General features: G+C 71.1%; 24 protein-coding genes. 12 read left to right on the top strand and 12 right to left on the bottom strand.

Translation table 11 applies throughout. The annotated features are described in order from the left end of the window. Positions 1 to 23: 23 nt before the first annotated feature. From J8M51_RS44335 to J8M51_RS44315, 5 genes are all read right to left on the bottom strand, one after another. A complete protein-coding gene (locus J8M51_RS44335) occupies positions 24 to 443 on the bottom strand; it encodes a hypothetical protein (RefSeq protein ID WP_086803312.1) in 420 nt (139 codons plus the stop codon). Between the two features lie 50 nt (positions 444 to 493). After that, entirely contained in the window at positions 494 to 1,075 is a 582-nt protein-coding gene (locus J8M51_RS44330; protein ID WP_060880545.1) for a helix-turn-helix domain-containing protein, read from the bottom strand. Further along, the gene (locus J8M51_RS44325; RefSeq protein WP_086761575.1) at positions 1,072 to 3,216 is read right to left on the bottom strand and encodes a hypothetical protein; all 2,145 of its coding nucleotides are present in this window, start codon (positions 3,214 to 3,216) and stop codon (positions 1,072 to 1,074) included. The genes J8M51_RS44330 and J8M51_RS44325 overlap by 4 nt, the downstream gene beginning before the upstream one ends. A 37-nt stretch (positions 3,217 to 3,253) precedes the next feature. Then, positions 3,254 to 4,027 carry a hypothetical protein gene (locus J8M51_RS44320; RefSeq protein ID WP_086761573.1) on the bottom strand — a complete coding sequence of 258 codons (774 nt, stop codon included), beginning with the start codon at positions 4,025 to 4,027 and terminating at the stop codon, positions 3,254 to 3,256. A 174-nt stretch (positions 4,028 to 4,201) separates the two neighbouring features. Next, positions 4,202 to 4,483 (bottom strand): HU family DNA-binding protein, encoded by a 282-nt coding sequence (locus tag J8M51_RS44315; protein ID WP_086761571.1) that lies wholly within the window; start codon positions 4,481 to 4,483, stop codon positions 4,202 to 4,204. Positions 4,484 to 4,767: 284 nt separating this feature from the next. Here J8M51_RS44315 and J8M51_RS44310 point away from each other — a divergent pair, with 284 nt between their 5' ends. The 8 genes from J8M51_RS44310 (at position 4,768) to J8M51_RS44275 (ending at position 10,526) form a co-directional block, all read left to right on the top strand. Continuing rightward, positions 4,768 to 5,301 (top strand): hypothetical protein, encoded by a 534-nt coding sequence (locus J8M51_RS44310; protein WP_060880413.1) that lies wholly within the window; start codon positions 4,768 to 4,770, stop codon positions 5,299 to 5,301. Beyond that, on the top strand, positions 5,298 to 5,858 hold the full coding sequence (locus tag J8M51_RS44305; protein ID WP_086761569.1) for a hypothetical protein: 561 nt from the start codon (positions 5,298 to 5,300) through the stop codon (positions 5,856 to 5,858). The genes J8M51_RS44310 and J8M51_RS44305 overlap by 4 nt, the downstream gene beginning before the upstream one ends. Before the next feature lie 327 nt (positions 5,859 to 6,185). After that, positions 6,186 to 6,686, top strand: a complete 501-nt coding sequence (locus J8M51_RS44300; protein WP_086761568.1) for a hypothetical protein — start codon at positions 6,186 to 6,188, stop codon at positions 6,684 to 6,686. A gap of 251 nt (positions 6,687 to 6,937) precedes the next feature. Beyond that, a complete protein-coding gene (locus J8M51_RS44295; protein ID WP_086761566.1) occupies positions 6,938 to 7,537 on the top strand; it encodes a hypothetical protein in 600 nt (199 codons plus the stop codon). Positions 7,538 to 7,578: 41 nt separating this feature from the next. Further along, entirely contained in the window at positions 7,579 to 8,034 is a 456-nt protein-coding gene (locus J8M51_RS44290; protein WP_060880409.1) for a hypothetical protein, read from the top strand. Between the two features lie 55 nt (positions 8,035 to 8,089). Next, positions 8,090 to 9,346: a hypothetical protein gene (locus J8M51_RS44285; protein WP_234374017.1), complete on the top strand. Its 1,257-nt coding sequence runs from the start codon at positions 8,090 to 8,092 to the stop codon at positions 9,344 to 9,346. Between the two features lie 126 nt (positions 9,347 to 9,472). Next, complete coding sequence (locus tag J8M51_RS44280) at positions 9,473 to 9,955, top strand: hypothetical protein (RefSeq protein WP_086761564.1); 483 nt, start codon at positions 9,473 to 9,475, stop codon at positions 9,953 to 9,955. A 70-nt stretch (positions 9,956 to 10,025) separates the two neighbouring features. After that, a complete protein-coding gene (locus J8M51_RS44275) occupies positions 10,026 to 10,526 on the top strand; it encodes a hypothetical protein (protein ID WP_086761562.1) in 501 nt (166 codons plus the stop codon). Positions 10,527 to 10,815: 289 nt separating this feature from the next. On the opposite strand, the gene J8M51_RS44270 is transcribed toward J8M51_RS44275, so the two are convergent. Together J8M51_RS44270 and J8M51_RS44265 are read right to left on the bottom strand one after the other, a co-directional pair. Next, a complete protein-coding gene (locus J8M51_RS44270; protein WP_060880406.1) occupies positions 10,816 to 11,565 on the bottom strand; it encodes a nuclease-related domain-containing protein in 750 nt (249 codons plus the stop codon). Between the two features lie 207 nt (positions 11,566 to 11,772). After that, a complete protein-coding gene (locus J8M51_RS44265; protein ID WP_086803313.1) occupies positions 11,773 to 13,272 on the bottom strand; it encodes a TniQ family protein in 1,500 nt (499 codons plus the stop codon). A gap of 384 nt (positions 13,273 to 13,656) precedes the next feature. Between J8M51_RS44265 and J8M51_RS44260 the strand changes: the two genes are divergently transcribed. Genes J8M51_RS44260 through J8M51_RS44245 form a run of 4 tightly spaced genes read left to right on the top strand, consistent with a single transcriptional unit; the run spans position 13,657 to position 19,563 of the window. After that, positions 13,657 to 15,069 carry a site-specific integrase gene (locus J8M51_RS44260; protein ID WP_086756893.1) on the top strand — a complete coding sequence of 471 codons (1,413 nt, stop codon included), beginning with the start codon at positions 13,657 to 13,659 and terminating at the stop codon, positions 15,067 to 15,069. Continuing rightward, positions 15,066 to 16,862 carry a hypothetical protein gene (locus J8M51_RS44255; RefSeq protein ID WP_086756895.1) on the top strand — a complete coding sequence of 599 codons (1,797 nt, stop codon included), beginning with the start codon at positions 15,066 to 15,068 and terminating at the stop codon, positions 16,860 to 16,862. Before J8M51_RS44260 ends, J8M51_RS44255 begins: the two co-directional genes overlap by 4 nt. Next, positions 16,859 to 19,042: a hypothetical protein gene (locus J8M51_RS44250; protein WP_086756897.1), complete on the top strand. Its 2,184-nt coding sequence runs from the start codon at positions 16,859 to 16,861 to the stop codon at positions 19,040 to 19,042. Before J8M51_RS44255 ends, J8M51_RS44250 begins: the two co-directional genes overlap by 4 nt. Then, positions 19,039 to 19,563 carry a hypothetical protein gene (locus J8M51_RS44245; RefSeq protein WP_179203161.1) on the top strand — a complete coding sequence of 175 codons (525 nt, stop codon included), beginning with the start codon at positions 19,039 to 19,041 and terminating at the stop codon, positions 19,561 to 19,563. Before J8M51_RS44250 ends, J8M51_RS44245 begins: the two co-directional genes overlap by 4 nt. 75 nt (positions 19,564 to 19,638) lie before the next feature. Here J8M51_RS44245 and J8M51_RS44240 read toward each other — a convergent pair whose 3' ends face one another. From J8M51_RS44240 to J8M51_RS44220, 5 genes are all read right to left on the bottom strand, one after another. Beyond that, on the bottom strand, positions 19,639 to 20,277 hold the full coding sequence (locus J8M51_RS44240; protein WP_143673222.1) for a hypothetical protein: 639 nt from the start codon (positions 20,275 to 20,277) through the stop codon (positions 19,639 to 19,641). A gap of 383 nt (positions 20,278 to 20,660) precedes the next feature. Further along, positions 20,661 to 20,978, bottom strand: a complete 318-nt coding sequence (locus tag J8M51_RS44235; protein ID WP_143673223.1) for a hypothetical protein — start codon at positions 20,976 to 20,978, stop codon at positions 20,661 to 20,663. A 292-nt stretch (positions 20,979 to 21,270) separates the two neighbouring features. Beyond that, positions 21,271 to 21,657: a glycine cleavage system protein GcvH gene (gene gcvH, locus J8M51_RS44230; RefSeq protein WP_086756902.1), complete on the bottom strand. Its 387-nt coding sequence runs from the start codon at positions 21,655 to 21,657 to the stop codon at positions 21,271 to 21,273. A gap of 740 nt (positions 21,658 to 22,397) precedes the next feature. Further along, positions 22,398 to 23,639, bottom strand: a complete 1,242-nt coding sequence (locus tag J8M51_RS44225) for an MFS transporter (protein ID WP_076968390.1) — start codon at positions 23,637 to 23,639, stop codon at positions 22,398 to 22,400. Then, on the bottom strand, positions 23,636 to 25,033 hold the full coding sequence (locus J8M51_RS44220; protein WP_086762459.1) for an NAD(P)-binding domain-containing protein: 1,398 nt from the start codon (positions 25,031 to 25,033) through the stop codon (positions 23,636 to 23,638). The genes J8M51_RS44225 and J8M51_RS44220 overlap by 4 nt, the downstream gene beginning before the upstream one ends. Positions 25,034 to 25,353: the final 320 nt, after the last annotated feature.

The following is a 25,353-nucleotide window of genomic DNA, read 5'->3' as shown; positions in this document are numbered from 1 at the left end:
CGGCGTGCGCGCCGACTCCGCGGCTAGAAGAGGACGTTGTCGTCCGTCGACGGCACGGCGCGTTCCGTAGTGGGCGGCCGGTAGTGGATCTCCACCCAGCCCTGGCGTCGGTACACCGTCATCTCGTCGCACTGCGGGCAGCGCACCGCGTAGTGGGTCTTGCACCAGTACGGCTTGCCCTGCACCCGCGCCCACTTGGAGGGTTCACCGGGGCGGGACCGCTGAATGCGGACCTGGGTCGGCTCGGGCGTGTACCAGGTCTTGCCGAACGCGGTAGACAGTGGCCCGGGGAAGGCGCAGGTCCTGCACGTGGGGTCGATGTGGGTGACCAGGAGAGCCGGTTCCCACCGGTCCCAACGGATCTCTCCCGCTTCCGGGTCGGTGTCGGGGAGTGCCGGCAGGATGCGGGCAACAGCTCCTTGCCCAGTCGGTGCGCTCTCCATCGGGTCAGTCTGCACGACGGCACTGACAGAGCGGCGTCCCGTTCGGCGGCTCACATGCCCTTGAAGGTGACGTCGTCGAGGTTGAAGGTGAAGTCGCTGGGGCTGAAGCCTCCGGAGACGCGGCCGCCGTTCATGTATTCAGCGATCCCCTGCGCGATGACCGCCTCGATTTCGGCTTCGTCCATGGTGCGGGCGAGCTTGGCGACCTGGGCGCTGGTCAGGGGGATGGGGATGTTGCGGCTGCGGAGCGCGCTGGAGCCCTGGATGTCGAAGCTGTTGGCGCGGTTGACGGTCGCGCCGTAGCCGGATGGGAGTCCCTGCTGGTCTCGCTTTTCCATCTCGCGGGCGCGGCGTTCTCGGCCCCGTGAGGTGGTAGCCACCTCGGTGGCCTCCTGCCGCAGCTGGGTGGCGTTCGCGCCGCGCGGGGTGCGGGTGCCGTCGATCCACCGGCCAACGGTGCGCGGGGTGACGTTGTAGGCGGCTGCCATGGCGGCCGTGTTGCCGCCGTACTTGCGGTCGCGGACGTGCTCGGACTGCGTCGTGGTACGCGCCGGGGCCTTACGGGAGGGGAAGAGGGTCTCCTTGAGCCGGGCGTTGGCTCCGGGGGTGGGCGTGCTGTCCTGACCGCTCATGCGCTCGCCGTCTCCTGCTCGCCGCCGGTGAGGGCGACGCCGTCAGTGTCGTAGTCGTGGGTGAGGCGGGACGGGTGGTCGCCGCTGCTCATGATCTCCAGGATGGCCTCCATGGGGATGCTCGCCTCGTGCTTGAACTGGCCGGGCCCGATGCCGAGTCGCAGTACGCCGAGCACGGGCTTGCCGTTCTCCGGCGGGGTGAGCAGTTCCAGCGGTGACGGCTCCTCGGTGGCGTACAGGTAGGAATCGACGTTGATCGCGAAGGGGGCCCGGCCGGTCTTCTTGTACGTCTTGCGCATACGCCGGTGGCTGCCGATGCGGGCGGCGGCGATGATCTGGAAGCGCACTTCCGGCCGGTAGGACCAGTTGGCCACGATCTCCTGCAGCCACACCTCCTCGTCGAGGTGCTGGGCTCCGTCGGTCCACTTCCCGATGCCGCCCTTGTAGATCGCCTTGTAGAGCCCGGCCAGGACCAGGGCGTCGGCGCGCTCGACGTCCTGGGCGTCGATGTCCTTGTGCGCCGCGTACGCGGCGAGGAACTCCTCCGGCTCCTGTCCGTCCTTGAGGCCGAGCACGGCGTAGACACGCTTGTATGCCTCGCGCAGGCGGACGGTCCACTCCTTGAGGAACGGCACGGTCAGCGTGGACAGGTACGCCTCGGAAATGGTGGTGGGGTCGAAGCTGTACTCGGTGACCATGTAGGCGACCGTCGGCGTGGCGTACCAGCCGGGCCCGGTGGGGGCCTCGCCGTGGAACGTCGCCGGGTGCGGCAGCAGGGGGTCGACCTCGATGTCGGTGAAGTCGCACCACCACAGGCCGGCGGGCGCCGACTTGGTGTCCCAGACCGGTTCGGCGTGGTGTTCCAGCGGGCCGACGGGGAGCCGCAGCGACATCGTGACCGACAGGTACGAGGCGCAGACGTCGCACGCGACGGCGTACGGCATGGCCGCTTCTGCTTCGGTGAGCGGCCTGGCCCACCATTTGAAGTCCTCTTCCTCGCAGAGGGCTTCGCCGCGCTCCTGGAGCTCGCGGGTCAGCGGGTGGCGGGCGCCGGCGGCCGGAGGCACGGCGGTGTCTCCACCGGGCAGTGCCCCGTCGCGAAGCCGGGAGCGCCACTCGCCCTGCTCGTCCTGGAATGCTTCGGAGCGGGGGCGGACGGCGTCGAGGAGCAGCTTGCTGGTGGTGGCCGGGGTGACGCCGGGGGCGATCCCGAGATCGGCGACGTAGGTGCGGATGCGGCGGGCAAGGGTCAGCGCGTCGAGGTCGCCGTTGGGCGCGGTGGCGAGCTGGGCGATCAGCGCGCTCGTCACCTGCTGCTTCTCGCTGCCCTGGCCGATCCACGGCGTGATCACCACGCGCAGCGACGACTTCGGCCCGCCCGGGGCGCCCGCCCGGCGGAACGCGTGAAAGATGGGGCCGATCTCCTGGGAGAGCTCCATGCCGACGCTCGCGGCCGCCGTGGTGAGCTTCTTCGTGAGCGCAGCCAGCGCCTTCTCGGTGGTCGGGAGCGACGCCGGCAGGCCGAGGGTCTTGAGGGCTGCGGCCGACAGGCACACCAGGCCGTCGCCGGTCCGGCCCGCGTCGTGTACGCGGTCGATGCGCAGTGGCAGGCCAGTGCCGAGCCAGGCGAACCAGTCGGTGAGCTTCGTACCGGCGGGCCGCGGGACCTGGGCGACGTCCAGCTCCCAGCCCTCGGTGCCGTGGTCGAGTGCGACGGCCGGCCAGCGGCGCGGCGGATTCGCGGCCGGAGCGGTGCTGCGTCCGCTGCGAGCCGGGGCGCTCCGGCCGCCGGAACGCGCGGCTCCTGCGGCTGTGCGGCCGCGGAATGCGGGCGCCGGACGAGGGCTGGCGGGGTGGCGCACGGGCTGAGGGCGCGCCTGCTCGGAGGCGGGCTCCGGCTGCGGGGCAGGTTCGGGGACAGCCTGGGCCTGGGCCCGACGGGCTTCCTCTTCGGCTTCCTGCTCGGCGCGACGCCGGCTGAGGCGTTCGATCGTCGCGGCGCGGGACTCGGCGGTGCACTTCTCGGGGCAGCGCTTCCACTCCCAGAGCATCTGGCCGCCGTCGAGGTTCCATACGACGACGTAGCCAGGGCGGTCGCTGCCGATGCAGCCCACACACCCGGCGAGGCGCACCTGGGTCATCGTCTGTCCTGCCCTTCGGGTCATCTTGCAGAGGTCGTCAGGTGTTCTGGGGTACTGCGATGCCGAACATCTGCTCGGTGGGGTCGAGTTGCGCGCCGGCTTTCGCCGCCTGGGATCGGGCTTCCTGGTCTGCGGGGAGCAGGCGGTCAAGCTCTCGCTGGGCCGCAGCTCGTATCCGTGCCGGGCTGACCGACGTGCCCCCGGCCACGCCAGGGATGTCGAGCGCGATGCTGGCCAGCAGCGCGTTGATCGCGTCGCCATCTTCGCCGGCCTCGTCACCAGCTCCCGCGGCCGCGTCGGCCAGATTCACCGCCATGGTCAGGTAGTTGACCTGGCCCGACCCGGAGGCAATGAGGCGCTGGTGCAGCGGCCACTCGGAGGAGACGAGCAAGGAGCGGGCGGAACGGAAGGTCTCGGTGAGCAGTGCCGGGCATACGTACGTCCGCGTGGTCTTGCTGTTCCGGAAGCTGCGCTCCTCGTCCCGCCGGAGACTTGCCATGCGGGAGGAACTCAGGAGCGCGCCCCCGAAGAAGGCGTCATGCACGGTCCGAATGGTCTTCTGACTCGCCGGCGCCCCGATCAGGGTCAGGGTCTGCAGCACCTGCTCCCGAACGGACTTCAGGGGGCGTGTTGCAGCGGCGGCCGAGGGGCCGACGGATGTGCCCAGCAGCGCGGACCAGGCGTCTTGCGCACTCCGCAGCTGCGCGTGGAGCTCAGAGAGGCGACCGGAATCCGAGGACTCGGCCGCGGTCCGCATCTCGGTCCGGAGCCGGGACATCTGCCTCTCGATCGCATCCAGCGCCTCATTCATGCCGCACAATATACCAGGGTTTTCTCATGTATCCCTGTGTTTTCCCATATCCCTTCGTCCGGCGGTCGGTCATAACGCCGATGGGGCGGCCCGGTGTCGTCCGGGCCGCCCCATCGGCAGCTCAAGGGCAGATCGGCGGGGTCGCGCACCCCTGCCGATCAGCTGAAATAGGGGTTACCGCCCCTTGGCAGCGTCCTTGAGCTTCGAGCCCGCGGAGACCTTCACGCTGTAGCCGGCGGGGATCGTCATCGGCTGACCCGATGCGGGATTACGGCCTTCGCGGGCGGCGCGGTGGGTGCGCTCGAAGGTCAGGAAGCCGGGGATGGCGACCTTCTCGTCGCCCTTGGCGACGACCTCGCCGACGGTCTCGGCGAGCGCGGCCAGAACGGCGTCGGCGTCCTTGCGGGTCACCTCGGCGCGCTCGGACAGAGCGGCCACCAGCTCACTGCGGTTCATATGGGGCTCTCCATGTTCGTTCTGCCTGTGCGGCTGCTGCCCCTCCATGCTGCCAGGCCCCACTGACAACCCCTGCCGCGCGACGCGACCCCTCGAAAATGACCCGATTAACTTGACTCACATTTGAGATATGCATTAATTTTTTAGCGTCACCTGATCGTCTCGGTGACCCGCTCCACGCACCCACTCCCAGCCGCCTGCCCCCGGGGCCAACTTGTCCGGTTCCGTACGGCGCTTGCCCTTGGCGCAGCAACGGCACTCCCACCGCGAAGGGGACTTCGACCATGAGCTCGACCGCCATAACCCTCCTGCCCCGGCTCCGATTCACCCTGCGACTCAGGCTCCCCGCTCTTCGCGGCCGGGCCGGCCGGGCCAACGAGGGCCTTCTGCAGGACGACGCCTGGAAGGCGATCGCCTTCGCCGTCGACAACGCGGCTGCGGACGTCCTGCCGATGAGCGCCTCCGACACCGGCGATGCCGTCGCCGGAAGCCGGGTCCTTGCGTCTCTGATTGGAGGGCACTTCCTGCTCAAGCGCGTCCACCAGCGCAACGAGCAGCGCACCGAGGAGGCATGGACCCGCCGGGAGCGGCGGCAGCGACGCCGGGCATCCGAGGAACTGCACTCGTATCTGAAGGCCTTCGAGGAAGCCATCGCCTACGCCCGCCGGATCGCTGACGGCGAGCCGGCGGGCGCCGAGCTGCCGATGCTGCTGCAGGACGGTCCTCATTTCCCCCTGGTCCAGCGCTTCCGCCAGGACCGCCAGGTGCTGGCGGAGACCCGCTGGCGCCCCGCCCGTTCGCGAAAGGGCACGACGTGAGCTGCCCCGACTCTCACACCCTCCCCGACAGCTCGGCCAAGGCCCTTCGGGCCGTGTTCGACGGGGTCCGCCACGCAATCGACGCGGCCCGGACCGTCGCACTCGCCGCCATGGCCGATGCCGCCGGGGGGCACCTGCGTCAGTACAACGGAATCCCCGGCGCCCTGCACACCGTGATGGCCTCGGGCATCGGCACGGCCCGGATCGTCCCGGAGTCCCTGGGCGACCGCGCCGCTTTGGACATCCACGTCAGCCCGGCGGCCTACGAGCGGATCCGCGCGCACCTTCAGGACGAGTGCTTCCACGACGACGTCTGCGACTGCGAGCAGGACCCCTGGCCCGCTCTCGCCACTCTGCCCCGCGACGAGGAGGTCGCGATCCTCACCCTCGACGCTGAAGACCGCGGGACCGCGAAGCGCTCGCCGTTCGGCCGCGGCGACGTCGCACTCAAGTTGGACGACGAGAGCGCATTCAAGGCCGTCGAGGCTCTGCACATCGCGGTCGCGCTCGCTCCGCACATCCCGGCCCAGACGACACCCGAGACGCCCAGGCCATAAGCCTGCGTCCGGGCACCGCGCCCGCCACATCATCACGAGGAGGAATCCATCACGGTCCCGGAATCTGTCCACGCCCGCTCCAACGCCCTCGGGCGTGCTCTCGCCGACCTCTTCAACGGGTACGGCGTCGCGGGCGGCGGCTGGACCCACCGCACCTCGGAGAGGTCCCACGTCTGCTCGGCCACCCTCCTGCACCCTTCAGGACTCGGCGTCGGGCTCCGTCACCAGAACAAGCACCTCAAGGGCGAGGCGGGCCGGCGCCTGACAGTGGAGGGCGCCTACCCTTCGGGGCACTCCGGTCCGCGTGCCGATCCGATCACGGTCGGCATGGAGCAGCCACCGGCACGGATCTTCAGCGAGATCAGGCGCCGCCTGCTGCCTGAGTACCTCGCGACGATCGACGCTGCCCTGAAGGCCGCCGCCGAGGCCGCACAGCACGAGCAGGCCCGGATCGCGATGAACCGCCGCCTGGAGCAGGTGCTGCCGAGCCTCGGGCACAGCGCCATGCCGCACCGGGGGTCTGCGGGCCGGTCCAAGTCGTACTGGTCGGGCGGCGAAGAAGGCATCGAGACTCAGCCCGCCCTCGCCGCCGGCGAGGTCAAACTCAGCCACGACGCGACCAGCATGGATCTTCAGATCACGGGCGTGCCCGCCGAGTTGGGGCTGCGCATCCTTGGGCTGCTCAACCCCAGCACGGCCCCGGAGCTGGAGGGGGTCCCGGTCCCGCAGGAGGCGGCACCGCCCCAGCCGGTCACTCCCGTCCCGCGCACGGTCCTGGTCCAGGGCCAGGTCTTCGCCTATCCCGCCGCGCCGGCCGCGCGACCATGACCGGCTGTCCGCGCCCGGTCCGTACGCAGAAGGCTGAACACCCGTTGACCCTTTTAAGTTGCCTGACATCGTGTTGGCGAGTTAAGATATAAGCGTCAACCCGGCTGGGGGTGCGCTACGTACGCCCCCAGCAGGGCGACACATCGACCCGCCGTCCGGCGCCCCCCTAAGCCCGCCGGACGGCTCCTCCGACTGGCCCGCCCAACCCCCCGGGCCGGCCAGTCGGCACCCGAGCGCTGGAAGGAGCCCACGTGCCTGATCCACGAGTCCGCGAGGAGCACACCACCCACGATCTCGGGACCTACGGTCAGCTCACCATCGCCGCACGCGCCGACGTCCATTCCGGAAACGTCCTCTACCGGCTCCACGCCCCGCACGTGCGCGGCTGCGTGATGCTCTCCCCCGCCGCCGCAGCGGACGACCCCACGATGCCCAACCCGGGAACCGGCGAACTCATCATCAACCCGGACAAGTTCGCCCCCGCCTTCGCGCTTCACGAATCACGGCCGCTGTCAGTGAACAACATCGTGCTCACCGGACCGGTCCGCATCGCCGAGAGCGATTCGGACTACCGGCCCGTTCGCCGGGGCAAGACCGGACGCCCCGAGTGGCTTCCGCCTCGCACCCACCGGCACGCAAGGGCCGTCCTCGACGCCGTCCTCAAGACCTGGCGCGAGCGCGAGGACCTCGACGAACTGGCCTCCGCTGCCCGCCGGCAGGCCGCGCAGCTCTTCCTGAAGACCTACACCGCCCAGCTCAGCGCGCGTCGCGAGACTGCGCTGCGTGCTGTCACCGCCGTGGCCGACGCCGAGCGCCGTGTGACCGAACTGCACGCCCTGCTCGCCGCGTAGCCCCACCCCGTCAGCCGACGCCTCCAGAGAACGGACTCTCCATGCCCACGACCGCCCAGGCCGACCCGGCCGTCTCCGCCGTCCGTGCCGCGCTCGACGCGGCCGGACACGAACTGAGCGAACTTCTCGTCTTCCGTCCCGACCTCGGCGCGACTCACCTCGTCGTCCGGTACAACCCGCTCAGCTCCGACACATGGGACCTGGAGGAGGAGCAGAACGCGGCGTTCGCCAAGACGCTGCGGCGGGCCGGGTGGGAGAGCGCCATCGACCTCGGCGCCCTCGTGTTCATCCCCGACGTGCCCGCGCCTTCCACGGCACCGCGCACGTTCCACGCGGCCTGGCACATCGCGATCGACGACGTCGACGACGCCCAGCAGGCGGCCGACGAGGCCCGCGGGCGGCAGGTCGACCTGGGCATCACGGAGTCGCTGTGGACCGTCACCGACGCCGTGGGCCGGTCGCGGACGGTCCACTGCTCCGACCCCGACCTCTCGTAACCCGCCACGCACCCCGCCCACCAGCCATCCGCGTTCCACCGCCAGGAGGTGACCCGTGACCACCCGCCCCATCACCCGCCGGGACGACGTCCATGTGCCCGGCATGGGCACCCTGGCGATGCGCGTCACCACGCTGGAGCACGGGCACGTCCGGTACACGGTGCGCGGCCCGCACGTGCGCGGCAGCTTCGTCGTCATCCCCGAGGTTCTTCACGACCGGAGCGTTCTGCCGAGCACGGTACGGGTTCAGTTCGGGGACGACTCCGAGCCCGGGGAGGACGATCTGTCGTTCTACTCGACCCACCGGCCCGACGAGCCGGTCGTCTACAACGTCCGCCTGCACGGCTGGACCGAGCACATCGACCCCGACAGTCCGCCCTCGGGATACTTCCTCGGCCGGAACGCGACCTGTCTGCGGGACAACCGTACCCACCGCGAGCTGAGCTTCGGAGTTCGGCGCCGCACCGAAGCAGTGGTGCGCGCACTGGTACGCCACTGGGCCGCGCTCCCTCACCGTGCGGACCTGGGCATGGCCGCCGTGCGTCCCGAGGCCGAGGCCCTCGCCGCCCATGAAGCCAAGGAGGCTCAGGCGCTCGAGGACCAGATCACCGAGCTCCAGGCGCAGCGCAAGGCGGTGCGTGATCGTCTCAACGCCGTGCTCGGCGTGCTGCGCAGGCGGCTTCGTCCGGTCCGCCCGGCCGACCCGTCGCCGGTGAAGGTGCCGATCGTCGACGCCAAGGGACAGCCCCTGGGCGTCCTGGCGATCCGCGAGGTCGCCGTGAACGAGGTGGTCCCCGGGACGGTCGTATACGAGGCGACGGGGGCCCATGTGCACGGCCGGTTCACCGTCGGCCGCGACCGGTTCCGTCCACTGCCTCTGCCCGCCGGCGTGCGCGTCACCTACGGCCACCTGCGCTCCACCAGCCCGTACCCGAGCGAGCAGGAGCACGAGCCAACCGTCCACGGCGTCCGCATCACCGGCCTGTGGGACCACGAACGCGCCGACGGCATCAGCACCTCGGCTCCCGCCCGCCTGCCAGCCTCGGCCAGCAGCGGCATCAGGGCCGGGATGTCCGCGTCCCGGGCGACCGAACGGCGCGCCTCCGCGGTGCTGCGCGCCCTTGCCCTGCGCTACCTCGACCGCCCTGACGCCGCAGCTCTGCAGCTCGCCGCGGCAAAGAGTGAGGCCCCCCGGGAGCTGACCAGGTGCCGCGAGCAGCTGGCGCAGCTCAAGGCGCAACAGCGGGAGTGCGAAACGCAGGCCTTCCGGCACCGCACCCGCGAGGCGCAGTACCGGGCGCTCGGCCGCTGACCAGCCGACGCCGTTCTCCCGCGCGAACCCGGTTGCGCCCTCCCGCCACGTTCACCTCAACCCCGTCCGCTGCCGCGTCGCGGACCGCACCACCCCATCCACCGCTCCGATTCGAAGGAGGCCCTTGTGACCCAGGCTCCGCGCCAGGCCACCGCCACCGAGTCCAAGCACCTCAAGACCGCGATCGCCGACCCGGACGGGCATCTTCCCCCGCGGGTGTCCTCCCGCCTGCTGAAGGCCATGCTCGATGCCGGGTTCATCTACCGCGAGGACTCCGACGGGTACCGGCTCAGCGACTCCGAGGCCCTCGCCTACACGGGGAAGACGGCATGGCGGATCACCCTGACCGGACGCCGCGCGGTGCTGACCGAGTCCCAGTGGCGCGACCTGACCAGCCGGGTCGATGAGGACGAGGCGTTCCTGCCCAACGTCCACTGGGTCACGCGGAACGGGCTCGCCGCGCTCGGGCTGGCGGAGTACCGCGACGACTCCGGTGCCGTCCAGCCGAACGACGGGGGCTCCGGCCTCCACGGGCCCCGGTTCCGGGCTTTCCGTACCGAGCTCGGCCGCCGTGTCGCGCAGCTGGCAGACGCCGACGCTCTTCAGTGATTCCCCTGGGGGGCCGTGGCGTCGCCCATGGCCCCCGGGACCTCCCGTCCGCCCCACTGTGAGGAGAGCCGTGGGCACCCGTATCTTCACCGCTGCGGAGCTGCACGTCCTGGGCGTTCCGCTCGATCTGTCCCGACCGACCGTCGCCGATTTCCACGTGCTGAACGGGCGCGAGGCGGAGAGGCGGCGCTGCGTCTTCGCGGATCGGGACGCCTACTGGGCTGTCGACTACGACAGGCCGTTCACCGAGCGCCAGGGCGTCGTGGACCACGGCTGGGGTACCACCGTTGAGGCCACCGAGGTGGTGCCCGTTCGCATCCCGACCCGGGCGTGGGTGCCTGTCGGCGCAGGTGTCGAAGCCGATCCTGCTGTGGATGTTTGGATCGTCGAGGTGCTGCACTCGGCCGGCCGGTTCCGGTTCAGCTACCGCGACGACGAGTACGACCTGGCCCAGGACCGGCTGCGCGAGCGCCGGGAGCGCCACCCTGACGCCGAGGTTCGGCTGGTGCGGATGACCACCACGTACACCGTGGTGGAGGTCGACGAGCGTCCAGGCAAGGCGCCGTCCTGAACTCGGCAGGGGCGGCGCGGCAGTCGGGCCCGAACAAGGCTGCGCCCCGGGCCGCGTGCTCCAGAGAGCAGAGGCGGACACCGGGGCTTACCAAGCTGTGCCCCGGACAGTATGCGAGGGGGGATTCGCAGTGACTGCTACCCGGGGCGTACATCTGTCACAGTAGCCCCAACTGCTGTCGAAAGCATGCGAATTATGCCGCGCAGGGAGCAAGGTGTCCTGCCGGCTTTCCCTGCCCCTCGCCCGCCCGGCCGGGTGCCGGTCGTCGGCGGGTTCCGGGCGTGTTCCGTCAGGCGGCGGGCGGCAGTTGGATGTCGGCCTGCCGGCGGGCGGTCGCTATGCGGGCCCGGTCCCAGCCAGGCGCCTTGGGCAGGGCGCGCAGGAAGCGGCGCAGCTCGCTGGACTGGATGATGGTCACCCCCTGGCTGATGAGGCCGCCGGGAGGGACCGCGGCGTAGTGCACGGCGACTACGGCCAGGACGGGGTGGCCGAGGACGCCGGCAACACGGCTCGCCTCCCACAACACGGTGTCGATGGAGTCCTTTTGGGGATGGTTGCCGTACCAGAGCTTCCCGCTGCGCAGGTGCACCTTGGCCTTCTTCGACTTCCAGGTCTTCGTGTCCACGTACACCGGCCCGCACCTGCCCAGGACGATGTGGTCGAGGTTGGCGCGGGAGCGAGGTACCTGGCGATCGTGGAGAACCGCCCAGCGTCCGAATCCGCACCAGACGAGCGGGGCGAGGATCCAGCGGGTGCGGCGTTCGCCGGCCGCTCCGGTGGCCCAGGTGCTGCCTTTGCTGCGGTAGAGCCGGCGCAGGGCGAGGACGATGGTCACCGCGGTGACGGCGAGTCCGGCGTGCCAGTCGGTCACGGCTGCCACGAGGTAGCCGATGCCGAGCGCAGCGGGCGTCACGAGGAGCGGGAGTGCCCACGCGGCGGTGCGGTGCTGCTTGCGGCGTTCGGCCGCGCGGATCGTGTCGGCCATGGCCTGGGCGCTCGCTCCGGCGCCGGGCCGGCGCTTCGATCGCGTCGTGGGCATGCGGTCTCCTCCAAGGTCACGCGGGTGTGGAGACGGCGATGGTGCGCGTGGCGGGCTGTGGACAGAGTCCGGGCGCCGAGAACACGACGGCCCGGACTCGGGTGAGGAGTCCGGGCCGTTCTGCGGGGGACCGAGACCTGGTGTGGTGAGTTCCTGGCGGCGTGCCCGCGCCACCGTCGTGCGGTGGAGGGAGCGGGCAGGCCCGGGTTAGGGACGGTCGTGCGGCTGGGCGGGCATGGTCCCCATGGCTCGGTCGTGGGCGTCGAAGATCCGCTGGACTGCGGGTGAGTCCAGCAAGCTGTCCGCCTCGCTCAGCAGGTCGAGCATCGGGTCGTCGGCGTCGTCAGCGGTGTCACGGGGCTCGTCATCGGGTAGCTGGGACCAGCGTTCGCGTTCGGCGCGGTAGTGGGCGCACGCCTCTGGGGTCGCGAATCGGCGGATCGAGTAGCCGCCACAGTAGGAGCACCAGCGGTCTTCCAGGTCTCGGTCGCGGCGTGCGGCGCCGGGCCCGATCAGGTCGCCCAGGCCCTGGTGCCGGCGGCTGTGGCGGAGCGGGCGGAGGATCTCGACGAGTTCGGCGAGCGGCAGAATCTCGTGCTGCTGCGATGGCAGCGGGCCGAAGCCCCGGCCGCTTCGGGTGTCGGCGTGCTGGCACAGGGCGCCGTGGGAGCGGCCGCGATAGTGCCCGCGGGCGTTCGTGGCGTACACCTGCACGTCGGCGAGCGGGCCGAGCTCGGCTCCGTCGAGGAACGGTGTGAGGTCGAGGATGCTGCCGTAGTCGTCGTAGGCGCGGTGGGTGAGCTGGGCGAAGAGCATGTCGACGTCGTATGTGGTGCGGTAGTCCTCGGGCAGGGTCCGCAGGTCGGTGTCGGGGCGGATCGCGTTCCAGATCTCCCCCGGCCACGGCGTCGAACCGAAGTAGGTGTCGGTGCCGCTGATGCAGTAGCCGTGGCGGCAGTCGCACGGGGCGCTGCGGGGGCCGGGCTGCGGGTCGGCTGTGAACGGGGTGGTCGTGAGGGTGTCCACCGGGTCGCGCTTGACGGTCTTGAACGGGCCCTGGTTGTTGACCGTGATGAGCTGGTCCGGATCGCCCTGGCGGCGGTAGACGGTGACGCGGATGCTCATGCGCAGCCGGCGGGCGGCGCGCTTGGCTGCCGTGCGGAGGGCGGCTGCGCCGCCGAGCCGGGTGATGCGCGGCTCGACGAAGGCCAGGGACCAGGACGACGAGGGAGGGAGCCCTTCGGCCTCGGCTTGGGCTCGGGCCTTGACCAGGAGGCCGTGGAGGTGCTCGGCCGCCTGCTCGGCGGACATCGGCGCCTTCCGGTCCGACTTGGGGCCGATGGCGGCCATTGCGCGGGCCTGCTCGGCGTCGATGCCGGTGGCGACGTGCAGTCGGTTCACGGTGTGGTCCGGCATGTGCTCGGCGAGACTGCGGAACCGCTGCAGGGCGGATCGTCCGGGCTCCAGGCCGAGGAGTTCCATCATCCGGTGGCGGCGGACTTCGTTGGCTTCGGCCAGCCGGCCGATCCAGTCCTCCAGCGACTCGCCCGCGCGCGGCGGCACGACGTGAGCGAGGCGGGCGGGGGGCGTGAGGATCTCGGTGCGGCGCTCGATAGCGCGGCGGGCCGCCGAGAGGGAGGTACCCGGGTGGTCGGTCTGGTACTGGCGGATCGCACGGTCGATCTCGCGCTGGCTCTTGCTCGTCATGGGTGTCGCACCTTGTCCACGGTCGTCTGTCCCACGCGCTGCGACCGTCGATGGAGGACATCACGGCAGGCCAATCACCTCGCGCGAGTCTCAGACTCTTGGCCTCGGTGCCCGGGGCGGCGTGGGCGCGGTCGGGCGGGACGTCGGGCGTGGCGCGGTTGCCCTGTCCCGATCGTACCCAGCGGCCATGGGGGTCCGCGGTGGGCGCTGCCGATCCGTGAAGCGGGGTGAAGGCCGCGGTGGCGCTCAGGCCCGCTGACGCCGGGGCCGGGGAAGGGCGGTGGCGATGATGGGGGTGCGGCGGGGGCCGATCGCGCGGGCGTAGCGGTGTTCTGTAGACATACGCTGTGTTGCCCCGTGTCGTGTTGCGGCTGAGGGAGCGAAGTGGCGTACAAGTGGCGGTTGTTCTGGGTCGGTGACGGCGGGGTGCCCGCCGCCGACCGTCCGGTGGCGGGGTGGGAAGACCTGGAGGCGCGCGAGCGCGCGCTGGGTCTGCGCGAGCGGCAGCCGATCCTGGTCTCGCCGGAGGGACGAGTCGATCCCCGTCTGAGCGAGTGCTTCCGGCGCTCCGCGTTCTCCGCGAAGGCGCAGGGCACGCAGCTCACCTACGCGCCGATCTACCGGTTGTTCTTCACCTTCCTGTGGCAGCGCGGGCTGGACTGGGACGAGGCGTCGGAGGAGGACGTCGAGGACTGGGAGGCGTGGCGACGGCGGGGAGCAGAGAACCCGGCGCCGGTCGGCGGCGGGACCTGGGCGAAGGAACTGGCCGCGCTGAAGCTGCTATACGACATCGCGGCCGGGCACGGTTTCGTGCCGGCGAACCCGGTGACGCTGCCGGTGCCGTCGGACGTGAAGAGCTCGGACGTGAAGTGGCTGTCGCCCCGGGCCTTTCGGCTGTGGCGCAACGTCGGGCTCGGCGGGATGCTGCCGAGCGGGCTGGAAGATGAGGGGTGGCGCGGCCGGTGCTCCGGCCGGGACACGGCGTTCGCCGACCTGCTGTACTCCAGTGGGGTGCGGCGCCGCGAGGGCGGTACCCTGCTGACCTGCGAACTCCCCGCCCTGGGCCACCGGAACTACTACGCGGGCAAGGTCGGCCAGGCCGTGGCCAAGCGTGCCGGTTACACCTTCTACGTCGGCCATCCGGCGCTCCAGCGCATCGAGGGCTACCGGATGAGCACGCGGGCCCTGGCGGTGAACCGGGCCCGGGCGCGGGGCGTCTACGACCGGCTGCCGGGCCTGCGGGTCATCCGGGAGGTCACTCGGGCGGGACGGGTGTACTGGACGAGCCGGGACGGCGGTGTGGGCGAGAGCGCGCTGGGGCGGCTGACGGCCGCCGAGCGGATGCGGCTGTTCGTCGACGATGAGGACGGCCTGGAGCCGGCGATGCTGTGGCTCACGGAGTCCGGTTTGCCGATGGAGTACGCGAGCTGGACGAAGGTCTTCGAGCGCGCGAGCGACCGCTGCGCGGACGCGGGGCTTGAGGTCTTCGCGACCCCGAAGATGCTCCGGCACTCCATGGCCCTGCGGATGCTGATCGCGCTGCACAACGCGCTGGATCGCCGGCTCGGGCTGACGCCGGCCCAGCGCCTGCACTACGAGGAGGTGTACGGGCAGGTCTGGCTGATGGTCAAGGACATGCTGGGGCACCGCAGCGAGCAGGTGACCCGGGACGTCTACCTGGAGCCGGTGCGCGGTCTGCAGCTGGAGTCGCTGCTCAACGACGACGACAACCCGGTCAACGCGGAGAAGATCGCGGAGCTGGCGGAGCGCACCGGTCTGATCCTGGACGCGGCGTGAGCGGCCGTGGCCGCCGGGCGGCCCTGCCGCCGAGCGGCTTCCACAAGGCGCCGGTGCTTGATGCGGACGGGCTGGTGCTGCGCCCGGTCAGCGGCGACGGGAAGCCGCTCGGGGTGTGGGACTTCCGGGACGGCCCCGGGCCGGTGGACTTCCGCCGGTCCCTGGTGGCCGCGCTGGCCGCGCAGGGGCGGGGCTGGGGCAGTGAGGACACCTACCGCACCAACGCCCGGACGCTTCGGCTGTTCCTCAAGGCTGCCGCCGCGGCCGAGCCGCCCGTCACCTCGACCGGGCAGATCACGGTGGAGTGGTGGAAGAAGTGGTCCGGCGACATCCACGTCCGCCGGGTTTTGGCCGCGGTCGTGCGGCGGGCGCCCGGGGTGCCGGAGGCGACGCGGGTGTTCATGGAGACGCCGCGGCGGCGCCCGCCGGCTCGCCGCGGCCGGCGCCGCAAGGAGGCCCACACCCGCGAGGAGCTGAAGACGATCCGGACCGGGGCCGCCGCGACGGTGCGTGCCGGCCGGCTGCGGATCGCGGCGAACACCGCGGTGCTTCAGCGCTGGCGCGCAGGGGCGATCGAGCCCGGGGACGGCGACTGGGCGGTCGGCGAGGTGCTGGACGTGCTGGCCCGCACCGGCGACTTGCCACGCTACGACGACCGTTCCGTGACGGCGTACGTGAAGGGCACGTTCGGCTTCGAGGGCAACGCCGCCTCGCTGACCCGGCTCTTCGCGACGCCGGACGAGATCGGGGCAGCGGCCGTGCTGCTGATCGTGCACGAGGCGTGGAACCTGTCCGTGGTCAAGAAGATGGACGTGCCCACCTGGTGGCCGAACGCGGACCGCGCGGACCCGGCGGTGCACCAGGTGGACACGGACAAGGCCCGGCGCGGACGGCGCCGGTATTCGAGCAACACCCTCGTCGATGTCGGCGAGGGCTCCGGCGGCCGGGCCCTGCGCCACGTCCTGGAGCTCACCGCGCCAGCGCGGGCGACCCTGGAGCTGCTGGGGCGGCCCACGGCCAGGCTGCTGGTCGGCCACCGCGGCCTGGGCGGGGCGGAGAACTTGCGCGACTACGCCAACGGTAACGTCCTGGACGCGGCGATCCGGCGCTGGCAGAGCCACGCCCGCGCCGACGGCGTGGCCCTCCCGCAGCGGATCCACGCCCAGGCGCTGCGGCACAGCGCCCAGGCGCACCACGGCCGGGCCCGCAACAACACCCAGGCCACCCACGAGCGGGACTACCAACTGCTGGACGAGGGAGTTCGCGACGCCTCGCGCGGGGCAGTGGAGCTCGGGCTCACCCAGGCCCTCGACTCCGCCCGGCAGACGGTGGCCATGCGGCTGGTTGACCACGTCGACGGCAACACCGACACCGAGGCTGGCGCCGAGCTAGTGGCCAAGGAGGCCGAGGTCGATATCGAGGTGGCCCGCCGGATCGTGGCCGGCCGGCTGCGGACCCCGGTCGCCTCGTGCGCGGACTTCCTCAACTCCGACCACAGTCCGGTTGGGACGCCGTGCGCGGTGTCATTCCTGCTGTGCTTCGCCTGCCGCAACGCGGTGGCCACCGGCCGCGACCTGCCCCGCATCGCCTACCTCCACCAGGCAGTGGAGTCGCTGCGCTCGGCGGTGACCCCCGGGGTGTGGGCCGCGGACTGGGCGACCCACCACGCCCGGATCGGCGACTTCCTGACCACCTACACCACCACCGACAGCAGGCCCCGCCTGGTGGCCGCGGTGAGCGAGCCGGACCGGGAGCTGATCCACGCGATGCTGGAGCGGAGGCTCGACCCGTGACCACGCCGTCCACCGACCCGGCCGGGCCCGGGGTGATCGACCCGGCGCCCGATACGTTCGTCCTGCCCTTCGCCCGCCTGCGGCCCGGCTTCGAGACGGCGAAGCTGCCACGCTTCGGCGACCTGGCCTGGCCTCTGGCGCTGATGAGCGGCAAGGAGTCCCACCGCTCCCTGGTCATCGACTGGAGCCGGTGCCCCGCCGCGCTGCGGCCGGCGCTGATGCGCGCGGCGTTCGCCGAGCTGAACGTGCCGACTCCGGCCGTCCTGCTCCAGCAGCGGGCTTCGCGCTCGGTGACACAGCCGTCCAGCCTGCGCCACTACTTCCAGGTCTGGATCCGGTTCGCGACCTGGCTCACGGCTCGCGGTATCACCGAACTCGGGCAGGTTACGGCCGATGACCTTGAGGAGTACGCCGAGCAGCTGCGGCCCAGCGGGCGCCGCTGGCGCACCGACGCCAGAGAACTCTGGATCATCACGCGGCTGTGGGCGTACGCGCCGTTCCTTCCCGACCGCGACCGGCTGGCCATGCCGCCCTGGGAGGAACCGGCCCGGGTGATGACCGACTTCCTCGGCACCAACGACGACGCCCCCGACGGCGAGAACAACATCCCGATCGTGCACCCGGCCGTCATGGCCCCGCTGCTGGTGTGGGCCCTGCGCACCGTCCTGGACCTCTCCGACGACATCCTGGCCGCCGCCCGCGAGCACCGCCGGCTGCTCGACTCCCTGCCCGCCCGGGCCATCCCCAACGGCGTCGACACGGCCCGGAAGTATCTGCGCGACCTGCTCGCGGCCGGCCAGCCAATCCCCACCAGCACCGCCCCGGCAGCCGCCGCCGTGGCCGCGCGCTACCGCGGCCCGTTGCCGCCGATGGCTGGAACCTTCTTGGCCGCCACCATCGGCGTCACCCCCAACCAGCTCGGCGTCGCCCGCCACTCCCTGACCGACGAGCTCACCGCGGACGACTTCGGCCCCGGCCCCGTGCTCGACGTGCCGGTCTCCGGCCGGATCGGCCCTGCCCCCTGGGCACCCGGGCTCGGCTTCGACGACGTCGACACCCTGGTGCTGCACCTGTCCACCGCCGTGCTGATCTGCTGCTCGTACCTCTCGGGCATGCGGCCCGAAGAGGTCCTGGCCCTGCGTCGTGGCTGCTGCACCCGCGTGGAGCGCGAGGACGGGACCGTGCGCTACGAGGTGCGCGGCCGGCACTTCAAGGGCGTCCTCGACGAGGACGGCAACGCGATCGGCGAAGGCGAGATGCGCGCGGATCCATGGATCGTACTGGAGCCGGTCGCCCGGGCCATCGCCGTCGCGGAACAGCTCGAAGGGGGCGAGGAGTTGTTCACCCGCACCCTCTTTCGCGGCGCGAAGAGCTCGATCACCCGCACCGGGCTGTCCTCCGAAGCCGCCGCAGAACGCATCCGCGCCTTCACCGCCTGGGCCAACCGGCTCGCCGCCGTCCACGACCGCCCGCACGAGCTCATCCCGGACGACCCAGACGGCGCCGTCGCCCTGCGCCGCTTCCGCCGCACCATCGCCTGGTTCATCTACCGCCAGCCCGGCGGCCGGATCGCCCTGGCGGTGCAGTACGGCCACGCGGCCACCGCCATGTCGGAGTCGTACGCAGGCCGTTCCAAGGCCGACATGCTCGAAGTCCTCGACCAGGAGAAGGGCCTGGCCCTGGCCGAGACCCTCACCGAGGCCGGCGAGCGCATCGCCGCCGGCGAAACGGTCAGCGGACCGGCCGCCGACCGCTACCGCGCCGCGGCCGCCGAGTTCACCGACCGCTACGCCGGTGCCTACCTCGGCAAGCGCGAGCTGCGCGCGCTCGTCGACAACCCACGCCTCCAGGTCTACGAAGACCCCAAAGCCTTCCTGACCTGCAACCACGACGCGTTCACCGCGCTGTGCGACCCGGACCGCGACCGGGCACGCGCCGGCAGCCGCAGCACCCCGGACCACTCCCGCTGCCAGGCGGCGTGCACGAACATCAGCCGCACCGACAGCCAGATCACCGCCCTGCGGGCCGAGGTCACCCGGATCGACGCCGCCGCCGAGGCCGGCCTCGACCCCTACCCCATCGCGGCCCGCGAACAGCAGCGCCGGACCCACCTCACCGAGATCATCCGCCGCCACGACGTCCAGCAGCCGGGCACAGCAGACCCCGAGGAACCACAGTGAGCACTCCCAGCGACGCTGGCCCCGACCCGGGCGGCGAGGCTGCCCTGGCCCAACTCGTCGGCATAGCCCTCGCCAGCGCCCACGACGCCGACTCCGGAGACGCCGCGGAGGTGCGAGCCATCGCCGACGCCATGGTGCGCCTGCTCATCGGCACCCCGCTGCACTCCGACGGCAAACTGACTGTCGTCTCGCTGGCCGCCGAAGCCGGCCTGCGGCGCAACAAACTCACCCACAAGCACACCGGGCTCAAGGACCTCTTCTACGCCCTCGTCAAAGCCCGCGCGCCCCTCCCAGAGACTGGATCCGGGGCCGCGCGGAACCGCGCGGCCAAGGACCAGCAGGACCTGGCCCGAGTCCGCGCCGAACGCGACGACCTGCGCACACAACTCCAGCTCATGGCCCGGATCGTCCAGGTCCTAGAGGTCGAGAACCAGCAGATCAAGGAGGCCAACGCGAGCCTGCGTGGGCAGTTGGCCGCCCACGCAACAATCCCCGATCTCACCCGGCGGCGCCGAACCTGATCCCGCTCCCGCACCCGGCGACACTTGCTACCCCGTCGAGGTCGGCGCGCACCCGGCGCGGGGCCTGAAGACCTCTTACTTCAGCTTGTCCATGAACGCGGAAACGAGTTGTCTGTTGAACAGCATCCCCCCCTGGTTCCACTCCGGGTTGGGGGTGCCGACGATGGTCTCGTCGAAGTCGTCGTCCTTCAGCTCACTGGTGAAGTCTTCTGTGACCAGCTTGAGCTTGCGGGGGAGCTTGGGCCAGCCCGCCCTTTCCAGGATCTCCTCGTCCAGACTCGTGGCAGGCGGGGTGCCGTTGTAGGAGAAGTAGGTCTGGGTCTGGTGATCGACCTTTGCGTCCTCCAGCCAGACGAGGGCAAGGCGAACCGCCTGGGCGCCCTGGCCGATGCCGCCCACCGTCAGCCGACTGTCGCCTTTCCGCTTCTCGATCACCTTCAAGATCGCCTCCCGTACAACACGTGCTTGGTGATCGACCGTGGAAGCGTCGTCGAAGTAGCCGACCAGAACAGGGTCATGGCCGCGAGTGAAGTCACTCGGGACCGGATTCAGAAAGTTTGAGAGGCTTTCAATGAACGCACTGAAATCCGTGGCACCCTCACCGACTGGGCGGTCGGCAGCGAAAATGAGCGGCTTGACGAGGCCGCCGCCCCCATTCACTGAAAACACCGACGCCCCTCCGAGGTCGTCCAGATTCCATGTGTCAAGCTCCACGGGTCCTCCTGAAGAAGTGGTAGGGAACAGCGCCACCGCATGCGGCACCGCTGTCGTCGGTCTTGTCTACTGCCGCACCAAGATCGGAAATAACCGCCATCCGAGGGAAGATTGCAGGACGGCCGATCTGGAGCGCCCGCCCATCTGCCTCACGCCGCTCCACCCAGCTCCGCATTGAGGGCTACGGCGTCCGCGACGAGGACGTCACCCGCGTCGCGACGACCCCGGCTACTACGTCATTCCCGAGCCCCCGCAGAGTGGTACTACTTCGAAGACTTGGAAATGGCGCAACACGTCTGACGTCACGGCCCCCGGCCGCGAGCACGCCGCCGGGCGTTCTTAACTGGCCTGCCCACGCCGTGTGGAGCGATGCGCGGCATGCGTTACTGGTTTTGCGACGCTCCGAGCGGCTGCTGCGCCGCGTGGAACACCTGCTGCACATCATCCGTGGCGACGGTCCACGCCCTTTTCGTGTACTCCCAGGAGTCCTCGGAAAGGCCCCCCGCCGCCCTGGCGGTGGCCTCGATGCTCGCGAAGGGGGCCTTCTCGGCGGCGAAGAGGTCGGCGAGGGACGGCGTGCTGCCGGTGGTGGTGCCGGCGTTGGAGCCGAACAAGCCGCCGGTGTCGGCGTGAGCGGGAGCGGCCAGGAGCAGGGGCAGGCCCGCGGCAATCATGGCGGCACCCAGGGCTGTGCGGTTCATCTTCATGCCACCATCAACGCACCGCCCCGACCGGTGGAAACGCTTCCAATCCGGTGACACACCTGCCCTGTGCGGCTCGCGGCCTGCGGGAGAACCGGAGCCGACCAGCGCCCCACCGCCAGCTCCATCTTCTACATCGGCCGGGCAAACCAAGACCGCAAGACCGCATCGGCCAGTCCTCACCATCGCGGCGCCTGGCGCGGGACGGGTCGGTAACTGGGGGTTGCCGACCTGCCCCGCACGGGAGGCTGCACGGCCTCGGGGCGAAGGGTCCGGGCCGGGGAAACGAATGTCAGCCTTCGCTGATGTGTGCCCTGTATTCGTCCGCCTTGAGGAGATTGTCAAAGTCGGCAGCGTTCGACGGCGTGAGCTTGAAGATCCAGGACGCGTAAGGGTCCTCGTTGAGACGTTCCGGGCTGATGGACAGCTCCTCGTTTACAGCGATCACCTCGCCGCCGATCGGTGCGATGAGCTCCGACGCCCTGGTGTTCGACTCGACGGAACCGGCAGAGTCGCCAGCCGCGACAACCTTGCCGACCTCGGGCAGACCAACGAACACGAAATCGCCGAACTGCTGCTGTGCGTAGTCGCTGATCCCGACGTACATCGCACCGTCCATTGCCGGCGACACCCACTCGTCCGACTTGGCGTACCTCAGCTCAGCAGGGATGTTCGACATGCTTGCTCCTTCGGGGGGTGTGGTTGTGCGGAATCAGCGTGTCCATGAGCCCTGCGCAGGGGCAGGAACCCCGGGTATCGCTGGCGCATCGGACGTCGGCTAAGAGCGGGGTGCGCCCCGGCGCGCCGCTGGTCAGATCGGGAAGACCATCAGCCCATCGGCAGCAGCCCGCCAAGGACCCGGGCGGACACGGCAGCAAGGAGTGAGCGCGCCTAGCTCGACGATCTTCTTCATGCCCTGGCAACGACGTGTGCCACTCTGCGACACGGTCAGCCCCCGACTTAGGGATGAGATCGCGCGAGCGAAGAGCACGTGTGCCGGTTGTAAGGAGCCCCCCATGCGCCGAGTTCAGCGCTGGGCACCTTGGACGGTGGTCTACAGCCGTGACCCCCGTCGCCCTGGTACCGTCGTCAACCGAGCGGCAACACGCGGCAACCGTCCGCAGAAGCGGTGATTGCCAGCGTGGTGGACGACGGTCGCCGAGATGTCCTCAAGGGCCTGGGCGAGCCAGTCACGGCCGGATTGTCCGGGTCGGCGGGGCGATGCTCCGAATTCTGCGAGGCGGCGCTCAGCACCGCGATGTCCGACTTCGTCGCCGCGAATCTTGGCCGCAGCGCGATCGGAAGCGCGCGGGTTCGCGGATTCCTGGAGGGCTCAACCGTCGAACCCGCGCGTCGCTTCCGGGTTGAAGATCGGAGCGAGGGCGGGTTCACCTGCGCCTGCAGGGCATTTGGTGGTTTTCACAGCCCTGGGGTGCGACGGCGTATGGCGTCGGTGGCTGTCCACGGCGCGATGAGCGCGGCGGCCACGGAGGGGACGACCAGGAGGAAGAACAGCGGTCCGTAGCCGCCGAGGGGCACGGCCAGGGCGGCGCCGGCGAATGGTGCAAGGGCTGATGCTGTGTGGGCGGGCGCGGCGAGGAGTCCGGAGAGGCGGCCGTAGTGGGTGGTGCCCCAGCGGTCGGTGATGGCGGTGGCCTGGAGCAGGGTGAGGTTGCCGCGGACCATGCCGGCTACGACCGAGACGGCGATGAGGAGGCCGTACGGACCTGGGGTGGCGGCGAACGCGGCCGTCGTCAGTCCGCCGAGTGCAATGAGGACCGTAGTGCGGGTCGTGGCGGTGGTGCGGCGGGCGAGGGTGGCGTACAGGGTTCGGCCCAGGGTCTGTCCGGCGCCGCCGATGCCGAGGGCCCAGGCGGCCTGGCTGGTGGTGTACCCGCGTTCCAGCAGGAGCGGGACGAGCGCGACGACGACGGCGTACATCGCGAAGCTGGACAGGGTGAAGGTGGCTGCGAGCAGCAGGAACGGTCGGCTGCGCCTGGCATCGGCAGCGTCGGCGGCCTTATGGGCAGGGCTCGTTGGGGCCTCGGGCCAGGGCGCGCGCAGTGCCAGGGCGTGGGCCGGGATGGTGACGGCGGCGAGGATCATGGCGAGCGCGAGGTAGGTGTGGCGCCAGGACAGGTGGTCGGCGAGGGTCGCGGTCAGGGGTGCGAAGACGGTGGAGGCGAGGCCGCCGGCGAGGGTGACGATGGTCAGGGCGCGGACGTGGTCGGGGGCCCACCAGCGGGTGAGGGCGGCGAACGCGGGCTGGTAGAAGGTGGCGGCCATCGCGAGCCCGGCGAGCGCCCAACCGATGAAGAGGACCGGCAGGTTGGGAGCCGCGGCCACGATCAGCAGGCTGACGGTGCCGCACACGGAACCGGCGGTCATGACGGTGCGCGGGCCGCGCCGGTCGAGGATGCGTCCGACGCGGATCCCGGCGAGGGCGGAGATGACGAGGCCGAGGGAGAACGCCGCGGTGGTCGCCCCGGCCGGCCAGCCGGTCGCATGGGTGATCTGGGGGTTGAGGACGGGGAAGGCGTAGTAGACGATGCCCCAACTCACGATCTGCGTGGCGCAGAGGGCGGGCAGGGCGGCGCGGGGCCGCGACCGGTCCCCTGTTCCGGTCGCGGCTCCGCGCGTGGGGGTGCCCAGATCGGTCACGAGCCGCAGCAGCCGCCCGCCGGAGCCTCCTCAGCAGCCCCGATCGAGACGGGGGCGCCGAGCTGGACGAGCTGCGGCGCAGGCGCGCAGCAGCCGCCGTCGGCTTCCTGGGTGTCGGGGACGTCGAACAGGCCGGCGCCGCCGCAGACTCCTGTCTCGGGCAGGGTGAGTTCCACGCGGTCGGCGGACTCGACGTCGCCAGCGATGGCGGCGGCGACCGAGCGGACCTGCTCGTAGCCGGTCATCGCCAGGAAGGTCGGGGCGCGGCCGTAGGACTTCATGCCGACCAGGTACACCCCGGCCTCGGGGTGGGAGAGCTCGCGGTGGCCGTGGGGGTAGACGGTGCCGCAGGAGTGCTGGTTGGGGTCGATCAGCGGCGCGAGCGCGACGGGGGCCTGGAGGCGCTCGTCGAGGCCCAGGCGCAACTCGTCGAGGAAGGACAGGTCGGGGCGGAAGCCGGTCAGCACGATCACCTCGTCGACCGCGTCCAGGCGGCGCCCGTCCTCGCCGACCAGGACCAGGCGGCCGTCGGTGTCGCGCTCGACCGCCTCGGTGCGGAAGCCGGTCACGGCGTCCGCGTGACCCTCGTCGACGGCGGCCTTCGCCGCCAGGCCCAGGGCGCCGCGCGCGGGGAGCTGGTCGGCCTCGCCACCGCCGAAGGTGGACCCGGAGATACCCCGGCGCAGGACCCAGACGCCCTTCGTCCCCGCGCCGTCCTCGGTCCTGGCGAGGTCCGCGAGGTAGGCGAGGGCGGTGAACGCGGAGGCGCCGGAGCCGATCACGGCAGTGCGCTTGCCCGCATACCGGGCGCGCACGGCCGGGTCCTTCAGGTCCGGGACGCGGTAGGTGATCCGGTCCGCGGCGCCCCGCTCGCCGAGCGCAGGCAGTCCACTGCCGCCGGCCGGGGACGGGGTGGCCCAGGTGCCGGAGGCGTCGATGACGGAGCGGGCCAAGACGCGCTCCTCCCGGCCGTCGGCGCGGGTGAAGTGCACGACGAAGGGCTGCTGCTCGCGGGCGGCGTCGACGATGCGGTCCCGGCCGGCCCGGGAGACGCCGGTGACCGTCGCACCGACGCGGACGCGGTCGCCGAGGACGTCGGCGAGCGGCTGGAGGTACAGCTCAGCCCAGTCGCCGCCGGAGGGGTAGGTGGCCGGGTCGGGCCGGGTCCAGCCGGTGGGGGCGAGGAGCTTCTCGGCGGCCGGGTCGACGACCTCGCCCCAGGTGGAGAACAGGCGCACGTACGCCCACTCGCGCACCGCTGCGCCGGCCTGCTGGCCGGCTTCCAGGACCAGGGGCTCGATGCCCTGGTCGACCAGGTGGGCGGCGGCGGCCAGACCCGCGGGTCCGGCCCCGATTACGACGACGGGCAGCTCAGTGGTGGCGGGCGCGTTCACGGCGACTCCTTGCGTGGTTCGACATCTGTCGATGGCTTGCGCGGCCCAGCATGACACTTGTATCGATGAGCGTCAACATAGACAATCATCGAAACTGAGTGGTGTTCGGGTGCTGTGAAGCAGGTCGACGGTGGCGGTCAGTCCGGCGTTGTCGACACCTGCGGACGCACTGCTGCGCCGCTGGCTGCCCACTGCGGCCAGTGGTCGACACGATGCCGAGGTGGTAGGTCCTGGGCTGCGAGAAACTCACCGAGGTGGACCCGCTGGCCCCGCCGGTCCGGACGCATGCGAACCGCTACGGCCTGTTCCAGCTGAACCTG

The sequence above is a fragment of the Streptomyces griseiscabiei genome (assembly GCF_020010925.1).
Taxonomy (GTDB): domain Bacteria; phylum Actinomycetota; class Actinomycetes; order Streptomycetales; family Streptomycetaceae; genus Streptomyces; species Streptomyces griseiscabiei.
Note: the sequence above shows the minus strand (reverse complement) of the source record. Positions and strands in the feature narration are given on the sequence as shown.

What these genes read in the sequence shown, in the direction of transcription:
- J8M51_RS44335 (WP_086803312.1), bottom strand. Translation starts at nt 443, where the DNA reads ATGGAGAGCGCACCGACTGGGCAAGGAGCTGTTGCCCGCATCCTGCCG.
- J8M51_RS44330 (WP_060880545.1), bottom strand. Translation starts at nt 1,075, where the DNA reads ATGAGCGGTCAGGACAGCACGCCCACCCCCGGAGCCAACGCCCGGCTC.
- J8M51_RS44325 (WP_086761575.1), bottom strand. Translation starts at nt 3,216, where the DNA reads ATGACCCAGGTGCGCCTCGCCGGGTGTGTGGGCTGCATCGGCAGCGAC.
- J8M51_RS44320 (WP_086761573.1), bottom strand. Translation starts at nt 4,027, where the DNA reads ATGAATGAGGCGCTGGATGCGATCGAGAGGCAGATGTCCCGGCTCCGG.
- J8M51_RS44315 (WP_086761571.1), bottom strand. Translation starts at nt 4,483, where the DNA reads ATGAACCGCAGTGAGCTGGTGGCCGCTCTGTCCGAGCGCGCCGAGGTG.
- J8M51_RS44310 (WP_060880413.1), top strand. Translation starts at nt 4,768, where the DNA reads ATGAGCTCGACCGCCATAACCCTCCTGCCCCGGCTCCGATTCACCCTG.
- J8M51_RS44300 (WP_086761568.1), top strand. Translation starts at nt 6,186, where the DNA reads ATGGAGCAGCCACCGGCACGGATCTTCAGCGAGATCAGGCGCCGCCTG.
- J8M51_RS44290 (WP_060880409.1), top strand. Translation starts at nt 7,579, where the DNA reads ATGCCCACGACCGCCCAGGCCGACCCGGCCGTCTCCGCCGTCCGTGCC.
- J8M51_RS44270 (WP_060880406.1), bottom strand. Translation starts at nt 11,565, where the DNA reads ATGCCCACGACGCGATCGAAGCGCCGGCCCGGCGCCGGAGCGAGCGCC.
- J8M51_RS44265 (WP_086803313.1), bottom strand. Translation starts at nt 13,272, where the DNA reads ATGACGAGCAAGAGCCAGCGCGAGATCGACCGTGCGATCCGCCAGTAC.
- J8M51_RS44235 (WP_143673223.1), bottom strand. Translation starts at nt 20,978, where the DNA reads ATGAACCGCACAGCCCTGGGTGCCGCCATGATTGCCGCGGGCCTGCCC.
- gcvH (WP_086756902.1), bottom strand. Translation starts at nt 21,657, where the DNA reads ATGTCGAACATCCCTGCTGAGCTGAGGTACGCCAAGTCGGACGAGTGG.